Origin of the sequence: Lysinibacillus sp. FSL W7-1291, assembly GCF_038593415.1 — a bacterium.
GTDB lineage: Bacteria > Bacillota > Bacilli > Bacillales_A > Planococcaceae > Lysinibacillus > Lysinibacillus fusiformis_D.
In genome coordinates this window covers 3,470,755-3,484,341 of the sequence record NZ_CP151994.1, presented here as the reverse complement: position 1 = coordinate 3,484,341, position 13,587 = coordinate 3,470,755, and the positions used below count along the sequence as shown (strand labels likewise).

At 39.1% G+C, this 13,587-nt stretch carries 11 protein-coding genes; 9 read left to right on the top strand and 2 right to left on the bottom strand.

The genetic code is table 11. The features are described 5' to 3' along the window. The first annotated feature begins 739 nt into the window (after positions 1–739). From NST76_RS16735 to NST76_RS16725, 3 genes are all read left to right on the top strand, one after another. Positions 740–1,501, top strand: a complete 762-nt coding sequence (locus NST76_RS16735; protein ID WP_036123132.1) for a MerR family transcriptional regulator — start codon at positions 740–742, stop codon at positions 1,499–1,501. Between the two features lie 75 nt (positions 1,502–1,576). Beyond that, entirely contained in the window at positions 1,577–2,026 is a 450-nt protein-coding gene (locus NST76_RS16730; RefSeq protein WP_342544177.1) for a TraR/DksA C4-type zinc finger protein, read from the top strand. Positions 2,027–2,073: 47 nt separating this feature from the next. Next, positions 2,074–3,000: a dipeptidase gene (locus NST76_RS16725; protein WP_089934526.1), complete on the top strand. Its 927-nt coding sequence runs from the start codon at positions 2,074–2,076 to the stop codon at positions 2,998–3,000. Positions 3,001–3,013: 13 nt separating this feature from the next. On the opposite strand, the gene NST76_RS16720 is transcribed toward NST76_RS16725, so the two are convergent. Continuing rightward, the gene (locus NST76_RS16720) at positions 3,014–3,934 is read right to left on the bottom strand and encodes a 1,4-dihydroxy-2-naphthoate polyprenyltransferase (protein ID WP_058845030.1); all 921 of its coding nucleotides are present in this window, start codon (positions 3,932–3,934) and stop codon (positions 3,014–3,016) included. A 247-nt stretch (positions 3,935–4,181) separates the two neighbouring features. Between NST76_RS16720 and NST76_RS16715 the strand changes: the two genes are divergently transcribed. The 6 genes from NST76_RS16715 to NST76_RS16690 all read left to right on the top strand — a co-directional run bounded on the left by NST76_RS16715 (position 4,182) and on the right by NST76_RS16690 (position 12,456). After that, the gene (locus NST76_RS16715) at positions 4,182–5,567 is read left to right on the top strand and encodes an isochorismate synthase (protein WP_271910758.1); all 1,386 of its coding nucleotides are present in this window, start codon (positions 4,182–4,184) and stop codon (positions 5,565–5,567) included. Continuing rightward, positions 5,560–7,275, top strand: a complete 1,716-nt coding sequence (gene menD, locus NST76_RS16710; protein ID WP_342544175.1) for a 2-succinyl-5-enolpyruvyl-6-hydroxy-3-cyclohexene-1-carboxylic-acid synthase — start codon at positions 5,560–5,562, stop codon at positions 7,273–7,275. Before NST76_RS16715 ends, menD begins: the two co-directional genes overlap by 8 nt. Then, complete coding sequence (gene menH, locus NST76_RS16705) at positions 7,272–8,081, top strand: 2-succinyl-6-hydroxy-2,4-cyclohexadiene-1-carboxylate synthase (protein WP_089934524.1); 810 nt, start codon at positions 7,272–7,274, stop codon at positions 8,079–8,081. The genes menD and menH overlap by 4 nt, the downstream gene beginning before the upstream one ends. A gap of 63 nt (positions 8,082–8,144) precedes the next feature. Continuing rightward, a complete protein-coding gene (menB, locus tag NST76_RS16700) occupies positions 8,145–8,963 on the top strand; it encodes a 1,4-dihydroxy-2-naphthoyl-CoA synthase (RefSeq protein ID WP_036123154.1) in 819 nt (272 codons plus the stop codon). 713 nt (positions 8,964–9,676) lie between these two features. Next, a complete protein-coding gene (locus NST76_RS16695) occupies positions 9,677–11,101 on the top strand; it encodes an o-succinylbenzoate--CoA ligase (RefSeq protein ID WP_342544173.1) in 1,425 nt (474 codons plus the stop codon). Positions 11,102–11,232: 131 nt separating this feature from the next. Further along, positions 11,233–12,456 carry a transglutaminase domain-containing protein gene (locus NST76_RS16690; RefSeq protein WP_271910752.1) on the top strand — a complete coding sequence of 408 codons (1,224 nt, stop codon included), beginning with the start codon at positions 11,233–11,235 and terminating at the stop codon, positions 12,454–12,456. Here the strand turns inward: NST76_RS16690 and NST76_RS16685 are convergent. Beyond that, positions 12,453–13,514, bottom strand: coding sequence for a zinc ABC transporter substrate-binding protein (locus NST76_RS16685; RefSeq protein ID WP_089934515.1), 1,062 nt, complete (start codon positions 13,512–13,514; stop codon positions 12,453–12,455). The two genes, NST76_RS16690 and NST76_RS16685, sit on opposite strands and share 4 nt — an antisense overlap. Positions 13,515–13,587 lie beyond the last annotated feature (73 nt).

The following is a 13,587-nucleotide window of genomic DNA, read 5'->3' as shown; positions in this document are numbered from 1 at the left end:
TTTACGATTGTAAAAGACCTTATTAGTGAATAGTAATATGGGCAATTTTAAAAGCACCATAATCATCTATTGTAACAGTATAGGTCTTATAGCAATCATAGAATTGATAATTTTCTTGTGCATCATAAAAATCACACGTTTCGTTCATATCCACATAGTATTGACCATTTGAAAATTGTACATCTAATACCCCATTGTTTTAAATAGAAGTAATATGTAATTTCATTACTATATTTCTCTAATTTTTGATAAGCTGAACTGCCAAGTGCAAGCATATCAGCAATCCAATAAAAATCACCCTCATTGAGTGCCATCTCATAATACAAACGGAATGCTTACACGAATTGACCAGCTAGTATAGCGTCTGCTTCGTTAGTGGATTCTGTTTCAATAATAGATAGTTGACTGTTTTCATAAACATTCGCAACAGCACGAACTTCATTTGCTGAAAGTGGCTTAGCAATCCATCAAAATTGGTCAAGCATACTGTAAAGAGGGATGGAGAAGGCAAAGTTAGTACTTGTTTTGTATGACTCTCATGGTGACAATTTGGACACTTCATCCTATCACGTTCCTGTGAAATATTTATTATTCATATCGGTGTATAAAAACTCAGATTATAGATTTTTATGGAATTATATATTCTGAAAGGATGATTATAGTTCGATTAATATTTTTTATTTTGTCTTGACCTTAACGTTGCGTCAAAGTTTACAGTAGCATTAGAGGAGGTGAGCACATGGAATATTCCATTCAGGAGCTTGCTCAATTGTCGGGTGTTAGCACGAGAACATTGCGTTATTATGATGAAATTGGGTTGCTGAAGCCAGCCAGAACAAATGAGGCAGGGTATCGATTCTATGGCCAATTGGAGGTCGATATGCTACAGCAGATTTTATTTTATCGTGCATTAGATATGAAACTTGCGACGATTCAAGCGATTATTAAGGCGCCAAATTTTCAACATGCAGAGGCGCTAAAAACACATAGAGCAGCTTTGCTTCAACGCCAGGAACAACTTGTAACAATCTTACAGACGGTAGAAAAAACAATACAATCCATTGAGGGGGAACAACCGATGTCCAATGAAGAAAAATTTAAAGGTTTTAAAGAAAGGTTAATCGAAGATAATGAAAAGCAATACGGACAAGAAATTCGTGCGAAATATGGAGAAGGCACAGTGGATGCTTCGAATGCTAAGCTTATGAATATGACAGAGCAACAATATCAGGCGATGCAAGAGCTAGAACAGCAAATGTTTGAGCGGTTAGCAGAGGCTATGGAGCTCGGGAATCCTACAAGTGACATTGCGATGGAAGTGGCAGAATTGCATAAACGCTGGCTAAGCTTTACATGGAATGAATATTCTCAAGAGGCCCATGCAGGACTTGCACAAATGTATATAGCTGACGAACGATTTACGGCTTATTATGATGAGCGAGGTGCAATGGGAACTGCACAATTTTTACACGATGCAATCATAGCTTACACGAGTAAATAAATAGGTCTTCCTTATGCTGACATGTTTTAGAAATCGTAAATTAGGAAAAAATGAAGGCATGAGGAGGAGATTTTTTTGGATCAACAAATAATGCAACAATTAAAAAGACAACTAGAGCAAGAATTGCAAGAAATTGAACGACGATTAGAGGAATCAGAGCGTCCCCAAGCGACAGAGCTATCTAATTATGATAATCATCCTGCTGATAATGCGAGTGATTTAACGGATCAGCTAACAGAAATGGCTATGGATGAGCATCTTGGCGACAATGCGGAGGAAATTAAAAAAGCTCTTCAAGCAATGGCAGACGGAACATATGGTAAATGTGTGGTCTGTGGTGAAGACATTCCATTAGGACGTTTAGAGGCTATGCCGCAAGCTCTGACATGCGTGGAGCATGCAGAACAGAAACAAGAAAATTTACGACCGGTGGAAGAAGATGTACTATCTTCAACACCAAGATCTGATGATTTTATTGAACTTGAGGAATTTGGCTCTTCCGATACACCGCAAGATAAAATTTAGTAAGTTTTTCCTCGTGAAAGCAGTATAATAGCTGTAGAGGTGAGGATATGAAGATTATTGATTTACATTGTGATGCGCTTTTAAAATTAACAACTCTTGAAACGGCAAATTTTGCAGAGGATGAGCGTCTTCATACCAATCAAAAAAGACTGCAATTAGGGCAAATAGAGGCTCAAGTATTCGCCATCTTTATTGACCCAGAAATCCCACAAAATCTGCAATTTCTTGAGGTCATGCGCCAAATTGAAGCATTTCATACCCATGTTTTACAAACAGAGGGCATGGTGCATATAACAGATTGGGCGCAGTTAGACCGAATAGCTCCACATGAGATAGGAGCTATTTTAAGCTTAGAGGGCTGCAATGCCATTGGTGATGATTTAGCAAAACTGACAGCCGTACTAGATGCTGGTGTAAAATTAGTAGGCTTAACATGGAATGAAGAAAATGCTGTTGCACATGGAGCTGAACAGGATGCAAGTTTAGGATTGAAGCCGTTTGGCCAAGAAGTTATACAATTACTAAATGAGCGAGATATTATTATTGATGTCTCTCATCTGAATGAACAAAGCTTTTGGGACGTGTTGCCTTTAGCGAAGCATATTCTTGCAAGTCATAGTAATGCACGTACACTATGTGACCACCCACGTAATTTAACGGATGCCCAAGCAAAGGCGCTTGTAGAACATGGGGGACATATCCATGTAGTTTACTTCCCACCCTTCATTGGTAAAGATGCAACACTAGAACATTTAGTGGATCATGTGGAGCATTTAGCAAAATTAGTAGGTGTCGAGCACATAGGATTAGGTTCAGATTTCGATGGGATTGATAGGACTGTCAAAGGCTTAGCGCATGCAGGAGAAGCACAAAATTTAGTAGAGGCACTACGCTCACGTTTTTCAGCCGAAGAAGTGCATGGTATCGCAAGTCAAAATTTCAGACGTTATATAAAAAAAGCAGCAACCCGTTAAGGCTGCCGCATTTTTAATAAAAGAAATAATAAATTAATAAACCGATTCCTAATAGGAAGCCGAAGAATGTATTCGTTTGTGCTGTATATTTCATCGCAGGCATTACTTCTTTAGCTTCTTTTTTGTCTCGGAAAATTTGAATAGCACGTAATGGTTTTGGAATACTTAGGAAAATAATTAATGCCCAAAAAGTAATGCCATCAACTGCTACAAGGGCGATTACCCATAAATACGAGACGATAAAAAAGCCAGATAACACAGAAATCGCATTATCGCGTCCTACTAAAATAGCCAATGTTTTTCGTCCACCTTCTGTATCGCCAACAATATCACGGATATTGTTCGATAACATAATAGCACCGACTAAAATCATGCTTGGCACAGACAGCAATACAGCATCGAGTGTCACTGTAAGCGTTTGAATATAGAAGGCGATTAACACAATGCCCATGCCCATTACTGCCCCAGAAACAATTTCTCCAAATGGGGAATAGGCGATTGGATAAGGTCCACCTGTATATAAGAAACCAATAAGCATACAAACAAGCCCTACAGCTGCTAACCACCAAGATGTTGAGGCACATATGTAAATGCCAAGAAGCATAGCAATGGCATAGAAGCTTAACGCAATCAACATAATTGTTTTCGGCTGTACACCATGACGGACAATCGTTCCGCCAATTCCCACAGAATGCTCGTTATCTAATCCTAATTTGTAATCATAATATTCATTGAACATATTCGTTGCTGCTTGAATAAGCATACTTGCAATGAGCATAGCAAAAAATAGTCCAAAATCAATTGCTTCTTTTTCAATTGCTAGAGCAATTGCTGTCCCAAGAAATACGGGAACAAATGAAGCGGTTAAAGTATGTGGACGTGTTAAATGCCACCAAACTTTCAAACCCCTATCAGCTTCAATGACTTTGGTCATAAGGTCTTTCTCTCCTTCAAATGTTGTCGACTCTTCTTATTTTAAACGAAGAATGAGAAAATGGGTAGGTTCACAGCTTATTACATACTGTTTAATGAAAAAAAATGATACAATAGAACATGCATTTATGAACTGAAAATAAATAAGAATGATTAGCAACAGTACGAATAACAGTGTTGCCAACCAAAAAAATGATGTATTTTAATCATCATTGATTATGAACATTGCAGCAACGGAGGTAATTTTCATGCAACAGAAGTGGTACCAATCCACAGAGGTAGAAGTGGACTCTTTGGGCCAAAGCCTTCATTTTTATATGGAAACAATTGAAGTAAGTCGCTTATCTGCACTGGCGTTCTATGCAGCAGGCGAAGAGTGTTATAAAGGTGAACGATTTTATTGGCAAAATAGAGAAAAAACAATGACATTAGTTGGGCTAGGACATGCTCATACTATTCAAAACAATGCTCAACATGAACGTTTCGATGCTGTGGAAGCAGAATGGAAAAACTTAACGAAAAACTGTCCAAAAGGACAAAGTGAGTTACAGCCTATTTTGTTTGGTGGTTTTACATTTGATCCGCAAAATAATGTTGATGGAGAATGGACGGATTTTCCTGAGGCTTATTTTGCATTAGCAACATTTCAACTTGTGATTCGTGATGATAAAGCATACGTGAGTATTCATCTGTTGACACAAAATCATCAGGCTGAAGATCAGCTAGAAGTATTGAGAAAAGAGCGAGATCATTTAATTCATGCAGCCCAGGTTAAAGAAGTGAAAACGTATACAAAACCTGATATCACAAATTATTTCGAACCCTATAAGGAACCTTATTTAGCCTCGATTGACCAAGTGACAGCATTAATCAAACAGAAAAAAGCGGATAAAGTAGTTATTGCACGCTCACTTGCATTGCAATTTAAAGAGGATGTATCTGCACCACAAGTACTCTCTCAAATTATTCATGAGCAGCCAGAAAGCTATTTATTCGGTTTAGAGCATAAAGATTTATTGTTTTTTGGTGCATCACCTGAACGCCTTGTAAAAGTAGAAGAGGGTCGTGCGTTTTCTTCTTGCATTGCTGGCTCGATTAAACGAGGCAAGACGGCAGAGGAAGATGAGACTTATGGACAAAGTTTATTAAATGATCCGAAAAATAGTGGTGAACATCAGTATGTTGTCGATATGATTGTGGATACTTTCCGTAAAAATTGCGTGGACATGACAGTGCCAGATAGACCACGCCTATTAAAAATTCGTGATATTCAACATCTATATACACCTGTAGAAGGTCAATTAAATCAGAATGCTACAATTTTACAATTGACAAAATCATTACATCCTACACCAGCTTTAGGTGGTGTACCACGCAAAGAAGCATTGGCAGCCATTCGTAAGTATGAGCCGATGAATCGTGGTCTATATGCCGCGCCAATTGGCTGGTTAGACGCTGAAGGGAATGGTGAATTTGCAGTTGCGATACGTTCAGCTGCGTTACTAAGTGATAAAGCTTATTTATATGCAGGTGGAGGGATCGTAGCAGATTCAGAACCACAAGCTGAATATGAAGAAACATTAGTGAAATTCCGTCCAATGCTTCGTGCGCTAGGGGGACGATTACATGAGTGAACGAAAAAGATTAACAGATTATGTTTATAAAATGGTTGCATCGTTAGTACAAGCCGGTGTAGAAAATGTTGTCGTCAGTCCAGGCTCACGTTCCACTCCTCTTGCCTATGCAGTTGCTTCAACGAAAGAAGTAAACATGTATCGTCAAGTAGATGAACGCTCAGCTGCATTTTTTGCGTTAGGCCTGGCTAAGGCTACTGCTAAGCCTGTTGTCCTCTTATGTACATCTGGTACAGCAGCAGCAAACTATTTTCCTGCGATTGTAGAAGCAAGCTATGCACGAGTTCCATTGATTGTCTTAACGGCAGATCGCCCTCATGAATTACGTGAGGTAGGTGCACCACAGGCTATCAATCAGCTTAATTTATATGGTTCACATGTGAAATGGAGTGTAGATTTTCCGTTAGCAGATGGGGCTGATCCGACATTACCTTTGATTGAGCGTCACCTTGCTCGTGCGGTAGCGATTGCCACAAGTGCACCATTTGGACCAGTACATATTAATGTACCTTTCCGCGAACCATTATTAATTGATTTACAGCATGAACTGCCAACAGTAACATTCAAACATAGCAACATGGGACAACTAACCCCAACGTTGGCTAATCAGCAGGAGCTTTCCTCTATACTACAATTGACTAAAAGAGGCTTTATTATAATTGGGGAATTAGCGCTTGGCACGGACTTATCCATCGTTTGGGAATTTGTCCGTCAGCTCAAGTGGCCAGTCCTTGTTGAAAGCTTATCGAATATGCGTGCATCTGTACCAGAGGATTGTTTACCATATATCGTAACAACCTATGATGCCATTATGAAAAGCGAGGATTTTAAAGCACTTGTTCAACCAGATACAGTATTACGTATTGGGGCCCAGCCCGTCTCAAAATTTATTATGCAATTCATCACAAAATCACAGCCAAACGCTTATGTGATTATCGATGAAGATCCTATGTTTAGAGATGCTACGGGCGTATCTACGCATTTTATTCATGCTACTATCGGTCAGTGGCTGACACAATTAGCTATCAATGATACAGCCCTTGAAGAAACATACTTAGCCAAATGGCAAAATGCGAATGAGCTGGCATCCATTTCTATTGAGCAGTATTCAGAAGTAGAGAAAGATGAAGGCGCTATAGTTAGCCGTTTACTTAAAATGATTCCTGACGGTAGTGATATCTTCGTTAGTAGCAGTATGCCAGTGCGTGATATCGATACATTTTTATTGGCCACACCGAAAGATTTGCGTATTTTTGCCAATCGAGGCACGAATGGAATCGATGGCGTAGTATCAACCGCGATGGGCTTCAGTCAAGGAAATAAACGAGCAACCTATTTGCTGATTGGGGATTTAGCCTTTTTACATGATGTAAATGGATTGATTGCCTCCAGATATCAGAAGTGTAACTTAACCATTCTTGTCATGAATAATGATGGTGGCGGTATTTTTTCTTATTTACCACAGTCAACTGTCGAAGATCATTATGAAGATTTATTTGGCACACCGACTGCACTTGAATTCCGTGACATTGCCCATATGTATGAGATGGACTATGTGCGTGTGGAAACAATCTCCGAGCTTTCAGAGAAATTTTCAACAAAGCAACATCATCCTTTACGTTTGGTTGAAATATTTACCGATAGAACCGAAAATGTTAATGCTCATCGAGCGCTATGGAATCGAATTAATGCGGAGCTAAAAGCATGACAAAATGCATGATTCGAGGACTTGAAACACATATTGAAATATGGAATGACAATAGTGAACATACACTTGTTGCGTTACATGGATTTACAGGCAGCACGGCTACATGGCACGATCTAGCGCAAGCTCTACCTAATGTTCGTGTTATTGCCATTGATTTAATTGGTCATGGTCAAACAGCTATTCCAGAGGATATACAGCGTTTCTCCATGGAGGAACAATTACAAGATTTAGAAGAATTATTTTGCCAGCTTCATCTAGAGAAATTTACGTTGTTAGGTTACTCAATGGGAGGAAGAATTGCCTTATCGTATGCTATTGCACACCCAGGCCATATTCAACAGCTTATCTTAGAAAGTGCTTCTCCAGGTTTACGAACAGCAGAAGAACGAAAGGAACGCTGTGAGCGAGATGAAGTACTGGCACAAAAAATAATGGCAAATGGGTTACAATCATTTGTCCATGCTTGGGAGAACATACCTCTTTTTGCAACACAGCATCGTCTTCCTAGAAGCGTACGAGAAACCATTCGAGCAGAAAGACTTTCTCAGAAAGAAGAGGGACTGGCTGGAAGCCTGAGAGGTATTGGAACAGGTGTTCAGCCTTCAAATTGGGAGAGCCTAGCGCAAGTGGAAATACCTGTACTACTCATTACTGGTTCATTGGATGAGAAATTTTGTAAAATTGCACTAGAAATGAAAGCGCTATTAAATACTGTTAGCCATCTTACAGTAAATGACGCTGGACATGCAATTCATGTGGAAAATCCCGCTGAATTTGCTACAATAGTAGAGGAGTATTTAACGTAATATACTGTTACGTTAGCGCCTCGCTAGTAACGAGACGAATTTATTGATATAGGAGGCAATTCAATGACACGTCAATGGACTACATTACATACTTATGAAGACATTAAGTATGAATTCTATAACGGTATCGCAAAAATTACGATTAACCGTCCAGAAGTGCGCAATGCATTCCGCCCGAAAACGGTAATGGAAATGATTGACGCATTCTCACGTGCACGCGATGACAAAAATATCGGTGTGATTATTTTAACTGGTGAAGGTGAACATGCTTTCTGCTCAGGCGGAGATCAAAAAGTTCGCGGTCATGGTGGCTACGTAGGCGATGATGAAATCCCACGTCTAAACGTTCTTGATTTACAACGTTTAATTCGTGTAATTCCAAAACCTGTAGTGGCAATGGTTGCAGGCTATGCAATTGGTGGAGGACATGTTTTACATGTTGTCTGTGACTTAACAATTGCTGCTGACAATGCCCGTTTTGGACAAACTGGACCAAAAGTAGGTTCATTTGATGCTGGTTACGGCTCAGGCTATCTTGCTCGTATTATTGGACATAAAAAGGCACGTGAAATTTGGTACCTTTGCCGTCAATACGATGCACAACAAGCACTTGATATGGGCTTAGTCAATACAGTTGTTCCTTATGAGCAATTAGAAGATGAAACCGTTCAATGGTGTGAAGAAATGCTACAAATGTCACCAACTGCACTACGCTTCTTAAAAGCAGCGATGAACGCAGATACTGACGGCTTAGCAGGTCTTCAACAAATGGCTGGTGACGCTACACTTCTTTACTACACAACAGATGAAGCAAAAGAAGGTCGCGATGCATTCAAAGAAAAACGTCAACCAGACTTTGGTCAATTCCCAAGATTCCCTTGATGATGAAAGGGTGTAAAGCTCGTATCTTTTTGGAGATACGAGCTTTTTGTATGCATGCACGGGGAGTGTGGTGGATAGAACGCTCGAAGTTGCGGATAGAACTCAAAATGTGAGGGATAGAGTAGTACTTATAATAAAAGAGATGGATAGAACTCTCAAATTGGTGGATAAAATGCAAAAAGAGGTTGATAAAATGCACAAAGTGTTGGATAGAACTCAAGATGTGAGGGATAGAGCAGTACTTTGAAAAAGAGAGAAGGATAGAACGCTCGAATTGGAAGATAAAATGCAAAAGGAGGTTGATAAAACATCAAAAGTGTTGGATAGAACTCAAGGTATGAGGGATAGAGTAGTACTTTGAAAAAGAGTGTTGGATAGAACGCTCAAAATAGTGGATAGAATGCAAAAAGAGGTTGATAAAACATCAAAAGTGTTGGATAGAACTCAAAATGTGGGGGATAGAGCAGTACTTTGAAAAAGAGAGAAGGGTAGAGCGCTCAAATTGGAGGATAAAATGCAAAAAGAGGTTGATAAAACATCAAAAGTGGTGGATAGAATTCAAGGTGTGGGGGATAGAGTAGTACTTTGAAAAAGAGAGAAGGAGAGAGCGATTAGCGGAACAGATAGACATACAAAAGGGCGAGAAAGACCATTGACTAATAGACAAAGTTGATGGGAAAGCGTTAAGATGTAGGGTGATTGGAGTGACAAAGATGTATCCAAATTGGATTTTACAACGAGCCTATTTAACACCATTACGGAAGGCATTGGCTTATAAAAAACAAAGCTGGACTTTTCAGGAACTACAGGATTTATCTATAAAACGTGCCCGACAATTAGTGGCACTCGGTATTCAACGGGGAGACCGAATTGCGATTATGGGGCCAAGTAAGCCTGAACTAGTTATTGTGATGTATGCTTGTATGCATTTACAATGTGAGATGGTGATGCTTAATCGTAGACTATCACAGGATGAACTGGCTTATCAGCTAGAGGATTCAGGAGCGGTGTGCGTGTTAATTGCAGATGAGGATATAGCAAAGTTGCCACCTGAAACAGGTCATCATTTATTTTCAACGATTGAAGAGGGGGTTGAGCGCACCGTAGATATTGAAAAGGAGTGGCCTTTACATCAAACTACAACGATCATGTATACATCGGGTACTACTGGCTTTCCAAAGGGAGTTCGCCAAACGGTTGGGAATCATCAGGCGAGTGCGACTGCCTCTGTTTTAAACATTGGACTACAGGCTCATGATGTTTGGTTATGTGCTGTACCATTATTCCATATTAGTGGATTTTCAATATTAGTACGTTCACTGCTGTATGGCAATCAGGTTGTTTTATACGATCAATTTGATGTAGAGGCTATCTCACAACATATTATAGTTGGGGAAGTAACTCATATGTCTGTTGTAGCAGTGACATTGGAACGGATTCTACATACGTTAGAGCAGCATAATACGAAAGCTTCGCCACACTTTAAGTTGATGTTAGCTGGAGGTGGGCCAGTGCCCGTTGATTATTTAGTGAGAGCACATGCGTTAAACTTAGCTGTCGCGCAAACCTATGGCATGACAGAAACTTCCTCACAAACAGCTACATTGGCAAGTGAAGATGCCATGCGAAAAATTGGTTCTGCTGGCAAGCCTTTATTTTTTAATCAAATAAAGATTGCGCAGCCCAATGCGAAAGGTGAGGGAGAAATTTGTATTCGAGGGCCTCATGTTACTCCTGGCTATATTGGACGTTTTGCACAAAAAGATGCAACGATGGATGGCTGGCTGCATACGGGTGATATTGGTTATATCGATAAGGAAGGTTATTTATTCGTCATTGATCGTAGAGCAGATTTAATTATTTCAGGGGGAGAAAATATTTATCCTGCAGAAATAGAAAATGTGTTACTCACACATCCTGCTGTCAAAGAAGCGGGGGTATGTGGTGTGGCAGATGAGCAATGGGGACAGGTTCCGATTGCCTTTATCGTGTTACATGAGCAGGCATCTGTTGAGCAGCTCCAAGCCTTTTGTTTACAGAAACTTGCTAAATATAAAGTACCTAAAGAAATTATTATTACAGACAGTCTTCCGCGAAATGGTGCGGATAAATTGCTGAGACGAAAATTATTACAATAAAAAATTTGTGAAAGAAGTCTTCTTAAAATGAAGGCTTCTTTTTTATTCGCACTTTTAGCATGAAATTAATCATTCATTAACATAATAAAAAATGAGAGGCATAAACTAGTTAGTAAAGGAGAATGACTCATATGAGGAAATATATATATAATGTTGTCATTATAGTATTTGTTCTACAAATGAGTCATGTGCAAGTATTTGCAAACGATGAAAAAGATAATGTAGCAACTGCTCATTCAATTGAAACACTACAATCTCTCATTAATAAAGAAGTTACGCAGCTATCTTCGGAATTTTCCATTCGCTATACTGGTGACATAACTGAAATAAAAGATGGACTAACAGACATTACAAAAACTGCGATTCAAAACTCTTATATTTATACTAATATTTCTAGCTTTAAATGGAAGTACGATGGTTATAACAATAATATTGTCATTGCATTTGCCTTTACCTATCATATTTCCCCAACAGAGGAAGCATTTGTAGGGCAAACTTTGGCGAATATTATTGCACCCATGCATGGATTAAGTGACATAGAAAAACTGCAGGCTGCACATGATTTTATTGTTTTAACTGCGGAATACTCCAAAGAAACAGAAGGAAGTCAATATTCCCCTTACACGTTACTAACAGAAAATAAGGGAGTTTGTCAGGCATATGCTTTAGTGCTTTATCGAATGTTAGAAATGTTGGGCTTTGAGGTACAATATGTGCCAGGAAAAGTGGGTGAACAGCTCCATGCCTGGGTATTAGTAAAGTTGGATCGTGATTGGTATCATATTGATGTCACTTGGGATGATCCATTGCCGGATCGTAAGGGAGAAGTACGCTATCAATATTTTTTAGTGTCGGATCGTCAATTAGCACAGGATCATACTTGGGACTACGCAAGTTTTCCTGCTGCAACAAGCGAGAAGTATACGGAGATGCTAGAAGAAACGAAAATACAGAGTGTAACAATGCCTTTACAAGCTAGCTTTACTGAAAATAAAGGAATCTCTATTATTGGAGAAAATAAGCTTTCAGTACAACAATTAGTGGAACAGCCGACAAAGCTTATTGCACAAAAAACAAATGATCCAAACACTTTAGTTCAGTTTGACTTTACTGAATGGACACCAATGTTAGTGGGAAGTATGTCCGTTTTTATTGCGATTCAGCCAAAAGTGATGCAGGATAAGGAACTAAAAACAACAAAATGCCGACCATCTTTTTATCGAACGGGGAAACGCATGCCACAAGAAAAATACGTCATAATAAAGGAGGTGTCCCATTCGTCGGGGCACCTCCTTACTCATAATATGTTGGTTTACACTGGCTTAATCTCTACTTATTGGCTCTTACTTGATTAATGTGCGTTTAACGCTTTTTCTAGTGTTTGAATATTTTTTTGCATCAAGGTGAAGTAGGTTTCTTTATTTTTTTCATCGTCAGCTGTTAATACACTTAAATTATGCAGGACAAGAGATTCTGCGCCAACTTCTTTTTGAATAACCTCTGCTAATTTAGAAGAAACATTTTGTTCAAATAAAATATAGTGAATATGCAATTCATTTGCTTTATCAACGATTTTTGTTAATTCTTTTTGAGATGGCTCATTTTGTGAATTTAAGCCGGCAATTGGCACTTGTGTAAAACCATATTGACCTGCAATATAGCCAAAGGCAGCATGTGATACAAAGAATGTTTTATTTGGTGCTTTGTCAGCCATTGCTTTGAAGTCATTATCCAAATCCTGCAGTTCTTTTACTAGTGCTTCATAATTCTCATTAAAAGTCGATTCTTGAGCAGGCATTTTTTCAACTAGTGTATTTTTAATAGCAAGTGCTAAATCCTGACTAATTGTAGGAGATAACCAAACATGTGGGTCGATATCGCCATGTTCATGCTCATCATGTCCGTGCTCATCAGCTTCATGATCGTGCTCTCCCTCTGTGGCAGCGTGATCGTGCTCATGATCGTGCTCTTCCTCTGTGGCAGCGTGATTATGCTCGTCATGCTCATCTTCTGCATGAACATGGCCTGTGCTGATAGCTAATTTTTCATCTGAAACTGTGTCAGCAGTTGCCACCATCGTGACATCTTCGTTTGCTAAAGTCTTTTTAGCGTTTTCGACAAAGCCTTCCAGTCCTAAGCCAATATAGAAGAAGATATTTGCATCTGCTAATTTCATCATATCTTTTTGAGTGGGTTCAAATGTATGCTCGTTCGCACCAGCTGGGTAAATAGAAGATACTTCAACAAAATCGCCACCAATGCGCTGTGCAAAATAGCTTAACGGATAAACCGTTGTATAGATGCTTAACGTATCCTTGTCATCAGACTTTTGGGAAGTGGAAGATTTGTCTCCACAAGCAGCAGTGAATAAGGCAAGGACTGCGACTAACAATAATAAATACAATTTTTTCATATAATCAGATACCTCTCTTAAATAGTAATCATTACGATTTATTTTTTAGAACAGTTATTATAATAACGCACAA

Coding starts and splice junctions, on each gene's coding strand:
- NST76_RS16735 (WP_036123132.1), top strand. CDS start 740: ATGGAATATTCCATTCAGGAGCTTGCTCAATTGTCGGGTGTTAGCACG.
- NST76_RS16725 (WP_089934526.1), top strand. CDS start 2,074: ATGAAGATTATTGATTTACATTGTGATGCGCTTTTAAAATTAACAACT.
- NST76_RS16720 (WP_058845030.1), bottom strand. CDS start 3,934: ATGACCAAAGTCATTGAAGCTGATAGGGGTTTGAAAGTTTGGTGGCAT.
- NST76_RS16715 (WP_271910758.1), top strand. CDS start 4,182: ATGCAACAGAAGTGGTACCAATCCACAGAGGTAGAAGTGGACTCTTTG.
- menD (WP_342544175.1), top strand. CDS start 5,560: ATGAGTGAACGAAAAAGATTAACAGATTATGTTTATAAAATGGTTGCA.
- menH (WP_089934524.1), top strand. CDS start 7,272: ATGACAAAATGCATGATTCGAGGACTTGAAACACATATTGAAATATGG.
- menB (WP_036123154.1), top strand. CDS start 8,145: ATGACACGTCAATGGACTACATTACATACTTATGAAGACATTAAGTAT.
- NST76_RS16695 (WP_342544173.1), top strand. CDS start 9,677: ATGTATCCAAATTGGATTTTACAACGAGCCTATTTAACACCATTACGG.
- NST76_RS16690 (WP_271910752.1), top strand. CDS start 11,233: ATGAGGAAATATATATATAATGTTGTCATTATAGTATTTGTTCTACAA.
- NST76_RS16685 (WP_089934515.1), bottom strand. CDS start 13,514: ATGAAAAAATTGTATTTATTATTGTTAGTCGCAGTCCTTGCCTTATTC.